This window comes from Paenibacillus cellulosilyticus (assembly GCF_003182255.1).
In the GTDB taxonomy this organism is placed as follows: Bacteria; Bacillota; Bacilli; order Paenibacillales; family Paenibacillaceae; genus Paenibacillus_T; species Paenibacillus_T cellulosilyticus.
On record NZ_QGTQ01000007.1, the window covers coordinates 1 to 17,521 of the forward strand.

Genomic DNA, 17,521 nt, shown 5'->3' on the forward strand with positions numbered 1-17,521 from the left:
AGACCCCTGGAAGACGACCAGGTTGATAGGCTCGGGGTGGAAGCGCAGCAATGCGTGCAGCTGACGAGTACTAATAGGTCGAGGGCTTATCCTAAAAGCATTACCTAAGCTAAGGATTCAACATTCGCATCCAGTTTTCAGGGTGTAATCACTGATTGTTTGATGACAAGTGTATCGAATGGTTAAGGCTTACACGCAGCGCTTGGTCGCGCTGTACTCCTGAAGGTTTCCATTACCGTAACAATGGACAAGTGTGGCGGTGTAGCTCAGCTGGCTAGAGCATTCGGTTCATACCCGGAGGGTCGGGGGTTCGAGTCCCTTCGCCGCTACCACTACCTTAATTCCCATGGAGGCTTAGCTCAGCTGGGAGAGCATCTGCCTTACAAGCAGAGGGTCGGCGGTTCGATCCCGTCAGCCTCCACCATCTATACAAACGCGGAGCCGTGGTGTAGAGGCCTAACATGCCTGCCTGTCACGCAGGAGACCGCGGGTTCGAATCCCGTCGGCTCCGCCATTTCTCTAAACATCTGTGAAGAGAAATACTTGATAATTGAATATGGCTCGGTAGCTCAGTTGGTAGAGCAGAGGACTGAAAATCCTCGTGTCGGCGGTTCGATTCCGTCCCGAGCCACCATTTGATTCCTGATGCAATGGCGCGGAAGGTTCAATACGGAGGATTAGTGAAGTGGCTAAACACGGCAGACTGTAAATCTGCTCTCTCTGAGTTCGGTGGTTCGAATCCATCATCCTCCACCATTTTTTTCTTACATCAAGAGCCATTAGCTCAGTTGGTAGAGCACCTGACTTTTAATCAGGGTGTCGTAGGTTCGAGTCCTACATGGCTCACCATTTATTTTAACAAACAAGTACCACAGACAACTGTCTGTGGTTTTTTTGTATATAAAGAGTTGATCAGACCTCGATACGAACGTTAGGGTTTCGAGCCTTAGGGTCTTCTCCGGCGGAAAGATTTAGGTGGCAAGCGTTTTATGATACAATGACGTAAAAGAAAAAGGCTTTCAGGGATAGGGGATAAGGAATGAGCATGTCGGATTGGGAACAGCTGCAGCACATTTTGAAATGCCCGATCATTGCTGAGGATTTGTTAGTGTCGGATCATTCAGAATGGACAAGCTTAGAGCCGGGTACGGTAATCATGGATCAAGCTGAATCATTAAAGGCGATTTGGCGTGTGGACCATCGTACGTTACGACAATTGACGATTAAACGAAGCACGTGGACTGATACTGAGAAAGCATTGGTGCAATGGGCAGTCACACAACAGGTTGGACAAGGTTCAGCAGGTACATTTGAAACAGATAGTAAGTCAGACGGTGAGCGAAAGTCTCGCGCATTAGGGGACTGGATTGTACAGCAAGCTGCTATTGGGGGTACTGAGACGGTACCCGGTAGTTTAGCTACTGATGGACGATTGTATGCGGAAATGATTCCTTTCTTATTAGAAACAGATCATGCAGCAGAGGCTTCGGCTTTCAGCGAGCTGCAGAAGCTGCTCGCTTCTTTCTTAGATGAAGAAGTTATTGTAATTCCTCTCAAAGCACAGGAATGGCTTGTTCTTGCCCCGGTATCACTGACGCGGGATACGTTAGAGGAACGTGATGATCAGACCGAGATGCTGGAAGACAGCTTGGCTTCTATTGGTTCAGGTCTGCAGGAGATGCTGGCGAGCGAGTGGATTGGTGAGTGTCATCTGGCAGTAGGGCGTCCGATGAAACCGGTGAAGTCAATTGTTCAATCGGTTATGCTGCTTCAGGAAACAATTGAACTTGGACGGATATTTGAGATGGGTTCGAATATTCACCTTCCATGGAATATGCATCTCGAGCGGCTGCTCATTAGCATTCCAGAAAATGTGCGTATGCGGTATGTGGAGCAGGCATTTGGCAGATCGGATGTATTTATGGAGCCGGAGACGTTATCAACGCTTGAGACGTTTTTCGCACTCGATTGTAATGTCAGTGAAACGGCGAAGAAGCTGTATATCCATCGGAATACATTATTGTACCGATTAGATAAGTTAAAACAAGAATCCGGATTGGATGTACGGGTGTTTCGAGACGCTGTATTAATGAAGATCATTTTGCTATTGTACAAAGTTACGAAAAGGACCTAAATTTTTTGTAAGGAATGTGCATAGTCATATGAGATGCACTGAGTTAATATAGAAACATAACGAAACGAATCATACAATTGTTTAGGGGGAAATGACTCATGGCAGGCGTACGCTTAGAGCATGTGTACAAAAAGTATCCAGGTTCCGATCTCGCATCCGTTAAAGATATCAATCTCGACATTAAGGATAAAGAATTCCTCGTACTCGTCGGCCCATCGGGTTGCGGTAAATCGACGACACTTCGGATGATTGCCGGCCTTGAAGAAATTTCCGAAGGTAAACTTTTCATCGGCGACCGTCTGGTGAATGACGTTGCACCTAAAGATCGCGACATCGCGATGGTATTCCAATCCTACGCCCTGTACCCACACATGAACGTGTACCAAAACATGGCGTTTGGTCTGAAACTTCGTAAATTCAAAAAAGCAGACATCGACAAACGTGTTCGTGAAGCTGCTAAAATTCTCGATATCGAGCACTTGCTCGACCGTAAGCCTAAGGCTCTGTCCGGTGGTCAACGTCAGCGTGTAGCACTCGGCCGTGCTATCGTTCGTGAACCACAAGTATTCTTGATGGACGAACCACTTTCCAACTTGGACGCTAAACTCCGTGGTCAAATGCGCGCGGAAATCTCCAAACTGGCTAAACGTCTTGAAACGACTGTTATCTACGTAACACATGACCAGGTCGAAGCAATGACGATGGGTGACCGTATCGTCGTTATGAAAGACGGTATCATCCAACAAGCAGCTTCTCCTGAAGAGCTGTACAACCACCCAACGAACATTTTCGTTGCGGGCTTCATCGGTGCTCCTTCGATGAACTTCATCGCAGGCTCGCTGACGGACAAAGGCGGAGAGCTTCGCTTCAAAGCTGACGGCATTGACGTTGTTATGCCAGAAGGCAAAGCTAAAATTCTTCGTGACAAAGGCTATGCTAACAAAGAAGTTATTCTCGGTATTCGTCCAGACGATTTCCACGAAGAGCCTGTGTTCATGGAAGCTTCGCCTAACACGATCGTATCGGCTCATATCGACGTAGCTGAGAACCTCGGCCACGAAATGATTCTCTACATGAACGGTATCGGTACGCAAGCGGTAACGGCACGTGTAGACGGTCGTTCGACGCTGCGCGAAGGTCAAAACGTTAAACTCGCTATCGATATGAACAAAGCTCATATCTTCGATAAAGAGTCCGAACAAAACGTATTCGAGAACTAATCGATTCGTAATAAATGAACAGCCTCTGAGCATTCAGCTCAGAGGCTGTTTTTTGTAGGTAGGCGTGTATATGGAATCGGGAGATTACCGATATGCACCGCTAGAGGTAATAATGGATGAGCCCGAGGCAGCTAAGGAGTCGAATGCCCATGATCCATCCGATAGGCTGAGTGTTAACAACCGCTAATGTATGGGCTGGAGGAGTACCCGAAATACGTATTTCAGCAGGTAAAATTACCGTTTCGATAAAGAAATCTCGATTACTAATGTGCAAAGTAGTAGATTTTATAACCAATTATGTAGGAAGAGTAGAGATGAGACGGGCCAGACGTTGCGTTTGGTCCGTTTTTCATTTACGATGAAGACATTGGAAAAACGGCAAGGGGAGGAAACATTGATGCCCAAAAAGGTGAAAGTATCGGAGCTCGTGCAGCAGTTCCAGTTTGAGATTTTGTCCGGCGAGGAAGGGCTGCGCCGTACGATAACAACAGATGACTTATATCGGCCAGGGCTTGAGATGGCTGGCTATTTTCATTACCATCCGCGTGAGCGGGTGCAAATACTCGGTAAAACAGAGCTGACGTTCCTCCAGACGCTTAGTGCGCAATCCCGTTCCGAGCGGATGGAGAGACTGTGCAATGATGAAGCGCCATGTATCATTATTACACGTGGTCTAGAGGCGCCGGCTGAATTGCTCGAGCAGTCAAAGCTCGCGAATGTACCTATACTTCGAAGCGGTATGGCGACTACGATCTTGCAGAGCCGAGTGACGAACTTCTTGGAACGCAAGCTTGCACCAACAGCAACGATTCACGGTGTACTGGTCGACGTATATGGCATAGGGATGCTCATTACAGGTGGCAGCGGTATCGGTAAGAGTGAAACAGCGCTTGAGCTCGTGAAGCGCGGTCACCGATTAGTTGCTGATGATGCGGTAGAGATCCGCCAGACGTCTGATAATCAGCTGCATGGTTCTGCACCGGAACTTATTCGTCATTTGCTAGAAATTCGCGGTCTAGGCATTATTAATGTTATGACATTGTTCGGAGCAGGTGCAATTCGCAACAACAAACGGATTGAGCTTGTTATTCGATTAGAAAACTGGCAGCCGGACAAGCAGTATGACCGTCTTGGTCTGGATGAGGAAACGACTCGCATTATCGATACGGATGTGCCGCTCGTTACAGTTCCCGTGCGTCCTGGCCGCAACTTAGCGGTTATTATTGAAGTAGCAGCGATGAACTACCGTTTGAAACGAATGGGTTATAACGCAGCGCTGCAATTCACGAACAAACTGACAGAGACGATTGCTGACGATATGGATGATTATGAGTAATAAACGATGCCGGCTCTCATGAGCCGGTCGTCTATTGAAATGACAAATAAAATAAAGGAGACTCGGCCCTATTATGTTGGAAACGCTTCGTCTTAATCCAATCGCATTCGATCTTGGACCGATCACGGTACACTGGTACGGAATCATCCTTGGCTTGGGTGCACTGGTCGGTTTGCTGCTTGCCGTTCAAGAGGGCAAACGCTTCGGCATTTCTCCAGATTTCTTCATGGATCTGCTGCTAATGGGCGTTCCATCTGCCGTTATCGCAGCACGGATTTACTATGTCGCGTTTGAATGGAACCGTTATAAGGGCGATTTCCTGTCCGTCTTTAAAATTTGGGAGGGCGGCATCGCAATCTATGGAGCGTTAATCGGTGCTTTTATATGCGGGATCCTGTATGCGCGTTATAAGGGCTATAACTTCCTGCGAATTGCAGATATTTGTGCGCCTTCGTTAATCGCGGGCCAATTGATTGGTCGTTGGGGTAACTTCGTTAACCAGGAGGCCTATGGCGGTCCAGTAGAAGAATCGTTTCTGCGGGACAAGCTTCACCTGCCAGGCTGGATCGTGGATCAAATGAATGTAGAAGGTGTCTTCCACCATCCAACGTTCCTGTATGAATCGCTCTGGAATGTGGTCGGCATCATTATTTTATTCGTTCTGCGCCGCCAGAAGTTCCTCCGAGCGGGCGAGTTGCTGTGCACGTACTTCTTCTGGTACGCATTGGGTCGCTTCTATATTGAAGGACTCCGCACCGATAGCTTGGCATTCGCAGGTCCGGATTGGCTCGCATCATTCATGAATGGACTGTGGACGCCTATGGAATGGATGGGCTTCCATGCAGGTTACTTGAACATCGCGTTAGAAGGAAACGTACGTGTATCGCAGCTCGTTAGCGTTGTTCTTCTGCTAGCGGCAATTGTATTCGTAGTTGCAAGACGTGTAACGATCGTGCAGCCTGTACATTACTTGGACCCTCTTGTTTCGAGTAAGCCGAAGGCTTCCGATAATAACATCGGTTCCTCGGATGTAGCGAACAGCTAAGAAGAACTGTTGTTAGTGGACAGTGAGATAAAGGTACACAATCGGCTCCGACTGTTGGCCATCAACTGGCTGACAGCGGAGCCGATTAAGCAGGAAGGGGATTTTTGAAGTGACGCAGCAGCGCATTAAAACAATGTTGTTTGATTTGGACGGTACGGTACTTGATACAAATGAGCTTATTATTCAGTCTTTCATTCATGCGTTAGACGGTATTGTGGAGCCCGGGTTCGGAGCAGCGCGCATTATTCCATCGATGGGATTGCCGCTCGTTGTACAGCTTCAACAGTTCTCAGGCAGAGAAGATGTCGCAGATCTGCTGGCCAAATATCGTGAGTTCAACTTGCGGGTACACGATGATTATGTATGTGCTTTTCCTAATGTGAATGAAGTGCTGAAGACATTGCATGATCGCGGCATCCAGATGGGCGTAGTGACGACCAAAATGCGACTCACAACAGAGCGCGGGCTGAAGTTTGTTGGCATCGGCGAATATATGAGCAGTATCGTATCGGTTGATGATGTAACGAATCCGAAGCCTCATCCAGAACCAGTGCTTCGTGCGATCGAGGAGCTTGGCGCTGATCCGGCGACAACGATGATGGTTGGAGATAGTGCTGTCGATATGGAATCGGCGGTAGCAGCAGGTGCTATTCCAGTTGGCGTTGCTTGGTCGCTGAAGGGCGAGCAGAAGCTTCGCGAGAGTGGCGCGCAGCATATCATTCACGATATGCGGGATTTGCTGAGGTTCGTCTAACGTCTAACAGGAGCGGGTGCGAGAATGGGACGTAACGTAGAACGTTTCAAGATGGAAGGCCCGAATGCGCTGTGGCAGGTTTACCGTACGGTGAGCCGATTCAAGGCGGTACGTAATTTCATAGCGATTCAAATCGCACGTTATTGTCCTTCGCTGCCAGTGAAAAATGCGATTTATCGCCGTGTGCTCGGCATGAAGGTCGGGCGAGAGACAGCGTTCGCGCTGATGGTGATGGTCGATGTATTTTTCCCAGAGAAGATTGAGGTCGGTGACAACTGCATTATCGGCTACAATAGTACGCTGCTTACGCATGAGTATTTGATCGGCGAGTATCGGACTGGCAAGATCGTAATTGGCAACAGCGTTATGATCGGCGCGAATACGACGGTCCTGCCGGGAGTCACGATTGGTGATGGCGCCGTAGTAGCGGCGGGCTCCGTTGTGCATCGCGATGTACCAGCTGGGGCGTTCGTCGGAGGCAATCCGCTGCAGGAGCTGCGCAGATCAGGTCAATAAGGAAGGCCAGACTCTTATGTGGAGCCTGGCCTTTTGTATGCACTTGCAGGCAGGGCGATGTCCCTTGACGATTGCGTGCTTAGCATGGTAATATTACGTCTAATCCTTTGTTTTGGTAGCATGGTAACATGGTAGTGCTTTAATGTGTTAAAGTGATGCTGGAAGTGATGAGTTTGAAGAGCTGGAACAAAACTAGAAGAACGATGGAACAACAACATAGAAATTAAGTCTTATAACAATTGCTAAGAAGGTGAATCCGTATGTCGAAACCTAAAGTGTTCGAGAAACCGATCGGAGTCAAAGATTATTTGCCGCATGCTGTTGCGAAGCTGCGCCGGATTGAGCGTCAGACGCTCGAGTGCATGAACCGTTGGGGCTATGAGCAGATCATTACGCCAACAATGGAGTTCTACGATACGGTCGGCGTGGCGAGCTCCACGTCTGATCAGAAGCTGTTCAAGCTGCTCAACAACCGCGGTACGACGCTCGTACTGCGTTCGGATATGACCGCGCCAATCGCGCGCGTTGTATCGTCTTTATTGAAGGAAACGCCATTCCCGCTGCGTCTGTCGTACCATGCGAACGTGTTCCGCGCGATTGAGGAAGAAGCGGGCCGCGACGCGGAATTTTTCCAGACGGGTGTAGAGCTTGTTGGTGACCCGTCCGCTGAAGCCGATGCTGAGGTTGTCGCACTGGCGATTGCATCGCTTAAGGCTGCAGGTGTTGAACGGTTCAAAATCGCAATTGGCCACGTTGGCTTCTTGAACGGTCTGTTCGAGGAGACGCTGCCAGGTCGTCCAGAGGCACAAGAAGCGCTGAAGGCTTGCCTCCTCGGCCGCGACTACGTCGGCTATCGTGAGCTGCTGCGCAGCCTGTCGCTGTCAGAGCCAGTGCTGAAGGAGCTTGAAGGCATTCTTCGTCTGCGCGGCGGACAAGAAATTTGCGATCAAGCGCTGCAGCTGAGCGGTACGGCAACGGCGAAGGCGTCTATTCAGCATCTATGCGAGATTTGGGATGTGCTGAAAGCGTACGGTGTATGCGAGAATGTACTGATCGACCTGACGATGATCGGCGATTTCTCCTATTATACAGGGATGACGTTTGAGGGCTATGCAGCGGATCTCGGATTCCCTGTCGTTAGCGGTGGACGCTATGACAATCTGCTCACGCAATTCGGCCGTCCAGCGCCGGCTACGGGCTTTGCAATCAAGACGACGCGCGTACTGGAGCTGCTTGATGGCGTGGAAGAGGCACAGCCAGAGCGTGTGCTGATCAGCTATGATGCGAAGGGCCGCGCGGCGGCGCTTGAAGAAGCACAGCGCCTTCGTGGTGAAGGTGTCAGCGTTGTAACGGAGCGAGTGGAAGCAGGACAGCAGATTACGAATTCTGCAGACAGAGACGGATATGCTACATTTATCTCGTTTGTCGGATCGAAGGGAGAGCAATCGAAGTGAGCGGACAGCAGGAGATTTTGAAGGTAGCAATGCCGAAGGGCCGGATTTATAAGCAAGCGTCGAAGCTGTTCCGTGAAGCGGGACTGCCGATTCCAGTCGATTTCGACGATTCGCGCAAGCTGATTATTGAAGTTCCTGATGCGAAGATGGAGTTCATTATGGCGAAGCCGGTCGACGTGCCAACTTATGTTGAGTACGGTGTAGCGGATATCGGTATCGTCGGTAAAGACGTGCTGATGGAAGAAAATAAGGATGTCTACGAGCTGCTCGATCTTGGTATCGCGAAATGCCGGATGTCCGTTATCGGACTTCCGGATTGGAAGCCGGTTATTAATCCGCGTGTCGCGACGAAATATCCGAACGTAGCTTCGCAGTATTTCCGCGAGCTGGGCCAGCAAGTAGAGGTTATTAAGCTGAACGGTTCGATCGAGCTGGCACCGCTGATCGGCTTGGCAGACCGCATCGTCGATATGGTCGAAACCGGCCAGACGCTGAAGGAAAACGGTCTCGTTGAGATGGAGTCGATCTTCGGGATTACGAGCCGCCTCATTGCGAACCGCGTGAGCTATCGGATGAAGAACGAGCCGATTCAGAAGCTGTGTGATCTGCTGCAGCAGACACTCGCTGCAAGAGTGTAGACGGACGGATAGAACGAACGGATAATTTAAAGGCTTATTGAGGATGGCTTGATTGGGGACTATCAGGCCTGCCCTTGATTAGGCGATTGATTGGGGGATGGAAGCAATGCGGATTATGCGTGCAGAGCAGTTCAATATTGATCGGCAGGTCGAATACGGCACTCCTGAGCAAAATGAAGCGGTCAAATCGATCGTTGAAGCGATTCGAACCGAAGGTGATGCAGCGCTGCTGCGTCTGACGGAGCAGTTCGACCGCGTGAAGCTGGATGCGTCCTCGCTTCGCGTAACTGAAGCTGAAATTCAAGCAGCGTACGATAAGGTCGACGCTGATTTTCTCGTTGCCATTCGCGAAGCTGCGGCAAACGTGCGTACATTCCATGAGAAGCAAATGCGCAATTCGTGGATCGATATGCAGCCAGACGGCACGATGCTCGGCCAGGTACTGCGTCCGCTTAAGCGTGTCGGCGTATACGTACCAGGCGGCAAAGCGGCATACCCTTCGTCGGTACTCATGAACGTGATTCCAGCTCAAGTTGCAGGGGTACCTGAGATCGTCATGGTAACACCTCCGGCAACGGGTGGTCAGGAAGGCATTAACCCGTACATTCTGGTCGCAGCAGCGGAAGCTGGCGTGAAGGAAATGTATCGGATCGGCGGGGCGCAAGCGGTAGCCGCATTGGCATACGGAACGGATACGATTGCGCCAGTCGACAAAATTACAGGACCAGGCAACATCTACGTTGCACTCGCGAAGCGTGCCGTGTTCGGCGTTGTCGACATCGACAGCATCGCAGGGCCAAGTGAAATAGCCGTCCTCGCAGATGACTCGGCAGACGCTTCTTATGTAGCGGCTGACCTTCTCTCGCAAGCCGAGCATGATGAGATGGCTTCTGCTGTACTCGTTACAGCTTCGGAGACACTCGCTGAAGCCGTTGCTGCTGAAGTAGAGCGTCAGCTCGCACTGCTGCCACGCGAAGCGATCGCTCGCAGCTCGATCGACAACTACGGTGCAGTGCTGCTCGTCGATTCGCTCGATGCAGGCATCGACATCATCAACCGTATGGCGCCAGAGCACTTGGAGGTGCTCACGGCTGACCCAATGGCGCTGCTCGCGCGTATCGAGAACGCAGGCGCGATCTTCCTGGGACCATACAGCTCGGAGCCAGTGGGCGATTACTTCGCCGGCCCGAACCACATCCTGCCGACGAACGGCACGGCACGGTTCTCATCGCCAGTCAACGTCGACGACTTCCTCAAGAAGTCGAGCCTGATCTACTACAGCAAAGAGGCGCTTCTCGCCAACGGCAGCAAAATCATGACGCTCGCCCGCCACGAAGGCCTCGAAGGCCACGCCCGCGCCATCGAAATCCGCCTTGAAAGAGAAGGCGGCAAGTAAGAAGCCACTGGCTTCACTTGCACTTGTACTTGCACTTGCACTTTAGCTTGCGCCGACACTGGCACACAGCAGCTCATAAGCTGACCACTGATGGGTACAGCCAGTACCATCAGGTGCTTCCGCGCGGCGAGCTATGCGTGCCAAGCGCACCAAACCTATATAAAAAGTGCTGAGCCAGACGTATGCACCACCGCGAACAAGAGCGGAGAGTGCGGAATCACTCCGGAGAAACGTAGTGCTCGCCTTTGTCACTCGGATTGTCACCCTATCTGAATTTATAAGTTCAGAACAATCCGAGGACAACAGCGATCGTAGGAGTGATCCGCGCTCGGAGCGGGTTCGAACTCAAAAATAACGAATTATAAACTAATATATCTTTAATCAAAGTGAGGTCAAAAAAATGTCCGAAATCGTACAACGCGCAGCCCAAGTGGCGCGCAAAACCAACGAAACTGATATTAAACTTTCTCTGGGCGTCGACGGCAGTGGCCAAGTCAACCTCGAAACCGACGTGCCTTTCCTTAACCATATGCTCGACCTGTTCGCGAAGCACGGCCAGTTCGACTTGACGGTCGATGCACGCGGAGACGTAGAGATCGACGATCACCACACCGTCGAAGACATCGGCATCTGCCTCGGCCAGACGCTGGCAACGGCACTTGGCGACAAGCGCGGCATCAAACGTTACGCGAGTGTATTCGTCCCAATGGACGAGGCGCTGGCACAGGTTGTGATCGACTTGAGCAACCGTCCGCATTTTGAATACCGTGCAGAATATCCATCGCAGCAAGTGGGCAGCTTCTCCACCGAGCTTGTAGAAGAGTTCCTCTGGAAGTTCGCGCTTGAAGCACGTATGACGCTGCACGTCATCGTTCACTACGGTAAGAACACGCACCACATGATCGAAGCCGTCTTCAAAGCGCTTGGACGCGCACTGGACGAAGCAACTAGCATTGATCCACGCGTACAAGGAGTGCCTTCGACGAAAGGGGTGCTGTAACCGATGATCGCCATTATCGATTATGGCATGGGCAACCTGCACAGCGTAAGCAAAGCGGTCGAACGTCTCGGCTTCGACTTCGTCATCACGGCTGACCCTGATCAGATTCTCGCGGCAGACGGTGCGATTCTTCCTGGCGTTGGCGCTTTCGGCGACGCGATGGACAATCTCCGTGAGACGGGGATGGATGAGGTTACGAAGCAGTTCATCGCAACGGGCAAGCCGCTGCTCGGCATCTGCCTCGGCATGCAGCTGCTGTTCAGCGAGAGCGAGGAGTACGGAAACCACAAAGGGCTGGATCTGCTGCCGGGCCGCGTCGTACGTTTCCAAGGCGACTACAAGGTTCCGCACATGGGCTGGAACAAGCTCTCGTTCAATCAATCTTCGCCGTTGTTCGAAGGTCTTGAAGAAGGGCATGTCTATTTTGTCCACTCGTATCATGTGAAACCGGAGCTTGCAAGCGATTTGCTCGCAACCGTTGATTATCATCAGCAAGTGACTGCCATCGTCGGACGCAAGAATGTGTACGGCATGCAGTTCCACCCGGAGAAAAGCGGCGATCTCGGCATGCAGCTGCTTGGCAACTTCCTTAAGCTGACGGTAGCGGCATCCGTATAAGAACCGAATATCGCATTTCATACAATAGATAAACCGGAGAGGAGAGATCAGCATGTTGGCCAAAAGAATTATTCCGTGCCTCGATGTGAAGGACGGCCGCGTCGTGAAGGGTGTCAACTTCGTTAATCTTCGCGATGCTGGCGACCCCGTCGAGCTGGCGGCAACGTATGACCGCGAAGGCGCAGACGAGCTCGTGTTCCTCGATATCTCGGCTTCCGTCGAAGGACGGGCAACGATGGTCGAGGTCGTTAAGCGGACGGCTGGCGAAATTACGATTCCATTCACCGTTGGCGGAGGCATCTCGCATGTCGACGATATGAAGCGGCTGCTGCGCGCAGGCGCGGACAAAATCGGCATTAATACAGCAGCAATCCGTAACCCGCAGCTTATTGCAGACGGCGCGCACAAGTTCGGCTCGCAGTGCATCGTCGTAGCAATTGACGCGAAGTTCAACCCAGAGTGGGGCGAGTGGGAAGTGTTCACGCACGGCGGCCGCAATGGTACGGGCATCAAAGCGCTGGAGTGGGCGCGCGAAGCGGAGCGTCTTGGCGCGGGTGAAATTTTGCTGACGAGCATGGACGCAGACGGAACGAAGGACGGCTTCGACGTGAAGCTGACCAGAGCGGTATCGGAGCTCGTGAGCATTCCGGTTATCGCATCCGGCGGTGCGGGCCGTGTTGAGCATTTCCACGACGTATTCGCGGAGGGCAAGGCTGATGCAGGCCTTGCAGCGACCATTTTCCACTATAAAGAAATGACGATTCAAGAAGTGAAGGACGATTTGCGGCGCAAGGGAGTGGAAGTACGATGAGCGGCAACACGAACACAGCAGTGCTGCCTTACGAAGAGCTGCAGCAGAAGATCAAGTGGGATAAGGATGGTCTCGTAGCGGCTATCGTGCAGGATGCGGTAAGCAAAGAAGTGGTCATGCTGGCTTACATGAACGCAGAATCGCTCAAGCTGTCGATCGAGAGCGGCGAGACATGGTTCTGGAGCCGTTCGCGCAGCGAACTGTGGCACAAAGGCGCAACAAGCGGTCATACGCAGCCAATCCGTTCCATACATTATGACTGTGATGCAGACACCTTGCTCGTGCGGGTCGATCAAAACGGCGCAGCCTGCCATACGGGCCGTTACTCCTGCTTTTTCAACCCGATTGTTGAAGATGCGCCAGCAGTCGAGTCCGATGCGGCACAAGGCGACCGCTTCCGTATGCTCAACGAGCTGGAAGCGATTATCTCGAAGCGTTATGCAGAGCGGCCGGAGGGTGCTTACACGACGTACCTGTTCGAGAAGGGTCTGGACAAAATTTTAAAAAAATTCGGCGAAGAGTCGATCGAAGTCGTCATTGCAGCGAAAAATGGTGACAACGAAGAGCTCCGCAGTGAAACGAGCGATCTGCTGTTCCACCTGATGGTATTGCTTCGAGAACGTGGTATTTCGCTCGATGAGGTTATGGCAGAGCTCGGCAAGCGCCATAATAAACCAACGACGAACAAAATGAATCGTTAATGGTGTTCAACCGTATGAAAGCACGAAAGCACGGAAGCACGGAAGGGGAAACCGAGCACATGCTAATCGATTACCATACGCACCATGAGCGGTGCGGCCATGCGGTCGGCAAGCTGGAGGAATACATCCAGCAGGGCATCGCGATCGGCCTGCAGCAAATCGGAGTATCGGACCATATGCCGCTGCTGCACGTCAATCCTGACGAGTACTACCCAGAGATGGCGATGCCGATGGATGAACTGCCCCGTTATGTCGAAGAAGCGTTCGCGCTGAAGGACAAGTATAAGGGACAGATCGATGTCCGCGTCGGCTTGGAAGGCGATTATATCGAAGGTTCCGAGGAACAGATCGAGACAATCGTGAATGCGTATCCGTGGGATTACGTGATTGGCTCGGTTCATTTTCTAGGAACATGGGATATTACGGACTTCCGTCAGACGCACGGCTGGGAAGGCCGCGATCCGATGCAGGTGTACGAGCAGTATTATGATGCAGTCATCAAGGCAGCGAATACAGGGTTCTACGATTATATCGGTCATATCGATGTAATCAAGCGCTTCGGCTTCAAACCAGCGGGTGACGTAACCCATCTGGAGAATGCTGCGCTGGAGGCTGTACGCAGGAACGACCTAGCGATTGAACTGAACGCATCGGGACTTCGTCATGCATGCGCAGAGATGTTCCCAGGCAAACGGATGCTCGATTATGCAAGACAACTCGACATTCCGATTACAATCGGCTCGGATGCGCATCAGCCCGCTAGATTGGCCGAATACTTGGATCAAGCGCGAGCGCGGTTGAAAGAAGCAGGTTTTACACAGCTGGCGACGTTTGAGCGCCGAATTAGAACGATGGTCGATTTTTGAATTCTGCTGTAATCGATGTATAATGAATATTGTCGAACAAGCAGTGTACGTAAAATTATAGTGGTTCAAACGCTCAGGAGGGTATCATGTTAAGCGACAAGTTGCGTATTTTTTCGGGTTCCTCGAACCCGAAATTGGCCGAGAAGATTGCGGAGGAGCTAGGGCTCAAGCTCGGCGCCATCAAGCTGTCCCGGTTCAAAGGCGGCGAGATCTATGTCAACTACGAAGAAGGGATCCGGAACTGCGACGTATTTCTTGTACAGTCTCTTTCGCATCCGATTAACGACCATTTTGTCGAGCTGCTCATTATGATTGATGCAGCGAAGCGGGCTTCCGCACGGACGATCAACATCATCATGCCACACTACGGCTATGCGCGCCAAGAGCGCAAAGCTGCACCGCGTGAGCCGATCTCGGCGAAAATGGTGGCAGACGTTCTGACGACCGTGGGCGCTAACCGCGTTGTGACGATCGATCTGCACGCACCGGCGATTCAAGGCTTCTTCAACATTCCGGTTGATCACCTGACGGCGCTCGACTTGATCAGCAACTACCTGAAAAATAAACAAATCAAGAACCCAATCGTTGTTTCGCCGGATGCCGGCCGGGCATCGACTGCGGAGATGCTGGCTAACTATCTGGACTGCCCATTCGCGATGATGATCAAGAAGCGTCCAGCGCATAACGAGTCAGTCATTACGCACGTTATCGGTGATGTAGAAGGCAAAACGCCAATCATCATTGAGGACTTGATTGATACGGGTAGCACGATTATTAATGTCGTTGAGGGACTGAAGGAACGTGGAGCGGAAGACGTCTACGTATGCGCTACGCATCCGCTGTTCTCTGGCAACGCCCTGCAGCGTTTGGATCACCCGAATATTAAAGAAGTCGTTGTAACGGACTCGATCGCCCTTCCGGCGCATCGTCCAGAGCGTTACCGCGTACTGTCCGTCGCACCTATGCTGGCGGAAGCAACTCGAATCATTATTGAGGGCGGATCGATTAGTACCCTCTTCAAGAACGCTGGCGTATAAGCTGGCAACCAGCCGAAAAATCGCGGGCCGCTCCATGCGCTCGCGATTTTTCCGGTTTTTCCAGCCTGTAAGGATAGGCGGTGCTATGATATAATCGTAGCAACATTAAAGGACTACGGGAGGTGCCTTGCATTATGACAAAGAAGCAGCGTGCGGTGGTTTCCGGCAGGCTAGCAAAAATAATCCCCATTCAATGGGACGCGACGTACTTCTTCGAGCGGGCAGTTCGTTCGCTGGATCGCTATCATTATGACAAGGCACTGAAAAACTTTCGCCGCGCAGCGCAGTTTGAGCCTGATAATCCAGTGAATCATTGCAATATGGCCGGCATTTTATCAGAGCTTGGCAACTACGAGGAATCGAACCGAATTCTGAAATGGATCGTCGATGAGCTCGACCCCACGATGACGGAGTGCCATTTCTATATGGCAAACAACTATGCCAACATGGAGATGTATGAGGCGGCTGAAGATTCGCTTGTCCAGTACTTGGAGGAAGACGACGAAGGCCATTTCATAGACGAAGCGGATGAAATGATGGAGCTGCTTACGTTTGAGCTCGCACGTCCGACAAAGCAGGCAAACGTCAAATCGCTTGGCGGTATGCGCGAGCATGATCGTGCGCGGATGCTGCTCGAAGAAGGGAAGTTCGCTCAAGCGGTTAAGGTACTTGAGGATATTGTGCAGCGTTACGAGGATTTCTCCTCGGCACGTAATAATTTGGCGCTTGCCTATTATTATATGGGGCAATTCGACAAAGCCATGGCGACGATCCTTAAGGTACTGGAGCTCGATGAAGGCAACTTGCATGCGCTGTGCAACTTGGCTATCTTCTATCAGCATCTTGGAGAGAAAGAGAAGCTGGCGGAGCTGCTGGGACTACTTCGTAAAACGTTTCCGTTTCATCAGGAGCACTCATTCAAGCTGGCCACGACACTCGGCATTCTTGGCGAGCATGAAGGAGCTTACCGACAGTTCGTTCGACTGGTCCGTACGAGTGGATCTGCGGATGCCAGCGTTTATCATTATGCCGCTGTAGCGGCTTGCCAGACGGGACGGCTTGCGGATGCAGAACGCCTATGGCAGCAGTGCCGTGGTTTTGATCCTCAATCTGAGGTCGCGCCGTATTATCTGGATTACTTGGCGGGAGTTCGAGCAAGCGGCGGCCAGCCAGCACCAATCAGCTATCATTATCACCTGCCCTTCGAGGAGCAAATGAAGCTGTGGGAGCGACTGCCTGGTGAAATTGTGCCCGAACGATTCAAGAAAGATCCGCTCGTCCGCTCTTCCTTCTTCTGGGCACTGCGTCACGGTGATCGGCAGACGAAGCTGCAGGTTATTCAAGCGCTTGGCATCATCGGCGATGATGAAGTGAAGGAAGCGCTGCGGGCGTTCATGAAAGAAGCGGGCGAAGAAGACGATCTGAAGCGGATCGCCTTGCTCGTGCTGCGCTCATTAGGTGAGACGGCACCCATTGAAGCGGTCTTCGGCAATGAGGCTACTGTTATTGAGCCGCAGCAAATGCCAACGCGCTTGCCTGTATGGGAAACGAGCTGGCAGGCAGTCTTGGATGAAGCGCTCAGCCGCATGCGGACAACAGGATATGATCTCGTACAGCAGCATGACCTGCTGACGTTGTGGATTGATTTCTTATCACGTCTGTATCCCGATGTGCCGAAGCTTGGCAAGGTGCAGGGCTGGGCGGCAGCGCTGGAGTATTGGACGGCAAAGATGCACAGCCGCACGATTTCGTTCGAGGAAGTGTCTAAGAAGTACGAGACGTCTGCAGCGACGGTTAGCCGGCATGCGAAGCGGATTGACGAGGTATGCGGCATTCGGGACAAAATGCGTTCGACGAATGCGCTGCTGCAGACGCATCATATCCACATGAAGGAGCATGATTGACGCTGCTCGGCCAAGGGTATTCTATGGTGGAATAGCATCGCATAACGGGCTGCTTGCGCGCTTGATGGCGCCAGGCGGCCCGGCGGTCGAT

General features: G+C 51.7%; 16 protein-coding genes, 6 tRNA genes and 1 rRNA gene. All 23 read left to right on the forward strand.

Annotation, left to right across the window (positions count from 1 at the left end):
* A 23S ribosomal RNA gene (locus DFQ01_RS11375) occupies window positions 1-94 on the forward strand; the annotation flags it as partial.
* A gap of 161 nt (window positions 95-255) precedes the next feature.
* Window positions 256-332 (forward strand) — tRNA-Met (locus DFQ01_RS11380).
* Between the two features lie 16 nt (window positions 333-348).
* A tRNA-Val gene (locus DFQ01_RS11385) sits at window positions 349-424 on the forward strand.
* A 13-nt stretch (window positions 425-437) separates the two neighbouring features.
* Window positions 438-514, forward strand: a tRNA-Asp gene (locus tag DFQ01_RS11390).
* Window positions 515-558: 44 nt separating this feature from the next.
* Window positions 559-634 (forward strand) — tRNA-Phe (locus tag DFQ01_RS11395).
* Window positions 635-671: 37 nt separating this feature from the next.
* Window positions 672-756: transfer RNA gene (locus DFQ01_RS11400), tRNA-Tyr, on the forward strand.
* Window positions 757-773: 17 nt separating this feature from the next.
* Window positions 774-849, forward strand: a tRNA-Lys gene (locus DFQ01_RS11405).
* 190 nt (window positions 850-1,039) lie between these two features.
* Window positions 1,040-2,134 carry a PucR family transcriptional regulator gene (locus tag DFQ01_RS11410; protein ID WP_245946630.1) on the forward strand — a complete coding sequence of 365 codons (1,095 nt, stop codon included), beginning with the start codon at window positions 1,040-1,042 and terminating at the stop codon, window positions 2,132-2,134.
* A 98-nt stretch (window positions 2,135-2,232) separates the two neighbouring features.
* Window positions 2,233-3,354: an ABC transporter ATP-binding protein gene (locus tag DFQ01_RS11415; RefSeq protein ID WP_110044023.1), complete on the forward strand. Its 1,122-nt coding sequence runs from the start codon at window positions 2,233-2,235 to the stop codon at window positions 3,352-3,354.
* Between the two features lie 397 nt (window positions 3,355-3,751).
* Window positions 3,752-4,690, forward strand: a complete 939-nt coding sequence (hprK, locus tag DFQ01_RS11420; RefSeq protein WP_110044024.1) for an HPr(Ser) kinase/phosphatase — start codon at window positions 3,752-3,754, stop codon at window positions 4,688-4,690.
* Between the two features lie 73 nt (window positions 4,691-4,763).
* Complete coding sequence (gene lgt / locus DFQ01_RS11425; RefSeq protein WP_110044025.1) at window positions 4,764-5,735, forward strand: prolipoprotein diacylglyceryl transferase; 972 nt, start codon at window positions 4,764-4,766, stop codon at window positions 5,733-5,735.
* 133 nt (window positions 5,736-5,868) lie between these two features.
* Window positions 5,869-6,489, forward strand: a complete 621-nt coding sequence (locus DFQ01_RS11430) for an HAD-IA family hydrolase (RefSeq protein ID WP_110044203.1) — start codon at window positions 5,869-5,871, stop codon at window positions 6,487-6,489.
* A 24-nt stretch (window positions 6,490-6,513) separates the two neighbouring features.
* Entirely contained in the window at window positions 6,514-7,005 is a 492-nt protein-coding gene (locus tag DFQ01_RS11435) for an acyltransferase (protein WP_110044026.1), read from the forward strand.
* A 260-nt stretch (window positions 7,006-7,265) separates the two neighbouring features.
* Window positions 7,266-8,459, forward strand: coding sequence for an ATP phosphoribosyltransferase regulatory subunit (locus DFQ01_RS11440; protein WP_110044027.1), 1,194 nt, complete (start codon window positions 7,266-7,268; stop codon window positions 8,457-8,459).
* A gap of 29 nt (window positions 8,460-8,488) precedes the next feature.
* Window positions 8,489-9,097, forward strand: coding sequence for an ATP phosphoribosyltransferase (hisG, locus tag DFQ01_RS11445; protein WP_217490350.1), 609 nt, complete (start codon window positions 8,489-8,491; stop codon window positions 9,095-9,097).
* A gap of 106 nt (window positions 9,098-9,203) precedes the next feature.
* Window positions 9,204-10,493, forward strand: coding sequence for a histidinol dehydrogenase (gene hisD / locus DFQ01_RS11450; RefSeq protein WP_110044029.1), 1,290 nt, complete (start codon window positions 9,204-9,206; stop codon window positions 10,491-10,493).
* A gap of 400 nt (window positions 10,494-10,893) precedes the next feature.
* Window positions 10,894-11,493, forward strand: coding sequence for an imidazoleglycerol-phosphate dehydratase HisB (hisB, locus tag DFQ01_RS11455; protein ID WP_110044030.1), 600 nt, complete (start codon window positions 10,894-10,896; stop codon window positions 11,491-11,493).
* A 3-nt stretch (window positions 11,494-11,496) separates the two neighbouring features.
* Entirely contained in the window at window positions 11,497-12,111 is a 615-nt protein-coding gene (gene hisH / locus DFQ01_RS11460; RefSeq protein ID WP_110044031.1) for an imidazole glycerol phosphate synthase subunit HisH, read from the forward strand.
* A gap of 52 nt (window positions 12,112-12,163) precedes the next feature.
* A complete protein-coding gene (hisF, locus tag DFQ01_RS11465; RefSeq protein WP_110044032.1) occupies window positions 12,164-12,922 on the forward strand; it encodes an imidazole glycerol phosphate synthase subunit HisF in 759 nt (252 codons plus the stop codon).
* Entirely contained in the window at window positions 12,919-13,623 is a 705-nt protein-coding gene (gene hisIE, locus DFQ01_RS11470; protein WP_110044033.1) for a bifunctional phosphoribosyl-AMP cyclohydrolase/phosphoribosyl-ATP diphosphatase HisIE, read from the forward strand. Before hisF ends, hisIE begins: the two co-directional genes overlap by 4 nt.
* Window positions 13,624-13,682: 59 nt before the next feature.
* Window positions 13,683-14,489 (forward strand): histidinol-phosphatase HisJ, encoded by an 807-nt coding sequence (hisJ, locus tag DFQ01_RS11475; protein ID WP_110044204.1) that lies wholly within the window; start codon window positions 13,683-13,685, stop codon window positions 14,487-14,489.
* An 86-nt stretch (window positions 14,490-14,575) separates the two neighbouring features.
* Window positions 14,576-15,526 carry a ribose-phosphate diphosphokinase gene (locus DFQ01_RS11480; protein ID WP_110044034.1) on the forward strand — a complete coding sequence of 317 codons (951 nt, stop codon included), beginning with the start codon at window positions 14,576-14,578 and terminating at the stop codon, window positions 15,524-15,526.
* 134 nt (window positions 15,527-15,660) lie between these two features.
* Window positions 15,661-17,430, forward strand: coding sequence for a tetratricopeptide repeat protein (locus tag DFQ01_RS11485; RefSeq protein WP_110044035.1), 1,770 nt, complete (start codon window positions 15,661-15,663; stop codon window positions 17,428-17,430).
* The last annotated feature ends 91 nt before the right edge of the window (window positions 17,431-17,521 follow it).

What these genes read in the sequence shown, in the direction of transcription:
- lgt (WP_110044025.1), top strand. Translation starts at nt 4,764, where the DNA reads ATGTTGGAAACGCTTCGTCTTAATCCAATCGCATTCGATCTTGGACCG.
- DFQ01_RS11485 (WP_110044035.1), top strand. Translation starts at nt 15,661, where the DNA reads ATGACAAAGAAGCAGCGTGCGGTGGTTTCCGGCAGGCTAGCAAAAATA.
- hisJ (WP_110044204.1), top strand. Translation starts at nt 13,683, where the DNA reads ATGCTAATCGATTACCATACGCACCATGAGCGGTGCGGCCATGCGGTC.
- hisB (WP_110044030.1), top strand. Translation starts at nt 10,894, where the DNA reads ATGTCCGAAATCGTACAACGCGCAGCCCAAGTGGCGCGCAAAACCAAC.
- DFQ01_RS11480 (WP_110044034.1), top strand. Translation starts at nt 14,576, where the DNA reads ATGTTAAGCGACAAGTTGCGTATTTTTTCGGGTTCCTCGAACCCGAAA.
- DFQ01_RS11440 (WP_110044027.1), top strand. Translation starts at nt 7,266, where the DNA reads ATGTCGAAACCTAAAGTGTTCGAGAAACCGATCGGAGTCAAAGATTAT.
- hisF (WP_110044032.1), top strand. Translation starts at nt 12,164, where the DNA reads ATGTTGGCCAAAAGAATTATTCCGTGCCTCGATGTGAAGGACGGCCGC.
- DFQ01_RS11410 (WP_245946630.1), top strand. Translation starts at nt 1,040, where the DNA reads ATGAGCATGTCGGATTGGGAACAGCTGCAGCACATTTTGAAATGCCCG.
- hisD (WP_110044029.1), top strand. Translation starts at nt 9,204, where the DNA reads ATGCGGATTATGCGTGCAGAGCAGTTCAATATTGATCGGCAGGTCGAA.
- hprK (WP_110044024.1), top strand. Translation starts at nt 3,752, where the DNA reads ATGCCCAAAAAGGTGAAAGTATCGGAGCTCGTGCAGCAGTTCCAGTTT.
- hisIE (WP_110044033.1), top strand. Translation starts at nt 12,919, where the DNA reads ATGAGCGGCAACACGAACACAGCAGTGCTGCCTTACGAAGAGCTGCAG.
- DFQ01_RS11430 (WP_110044203.1), top strand. Translation starts at nt 5,869, where the DNA reads ATGTTGTTTGATTTGGACGGTACGGTACTTGATACAAATGAGCTTATT.
- hisH (WP_110044031.1), top strand. Translation starts at nt 11,497, where the DNA reads ATGATCGCCATTATCGATTATGGCATGGGCAACCTGCACAGCGTAAGC.
- hisG (WP_217490350.1), top strand. Translation starts at nt 8,489, where the DNA reads ATGCCGAAGGGCCGGATTTATAAGCAAGCGTCGAAGCTGTTCCGTGAA.
- DFQ01_RS11435 (WP_110044026.1), top strand. Translation starts at nt 6,514, where the DNA reads ATGGGACGTAACGTAGAACGTTTCAAGATGGAAGGCCCGAATGCGCTG.
- DFQ01_RS11415 (WP_110044023.1), top strand. Translation starts at nt 2,233, where the DNA reads ATGGCAGGCGTACGCTTAGAGCATGTGTACAAAAAGTATCCAGGTTCC.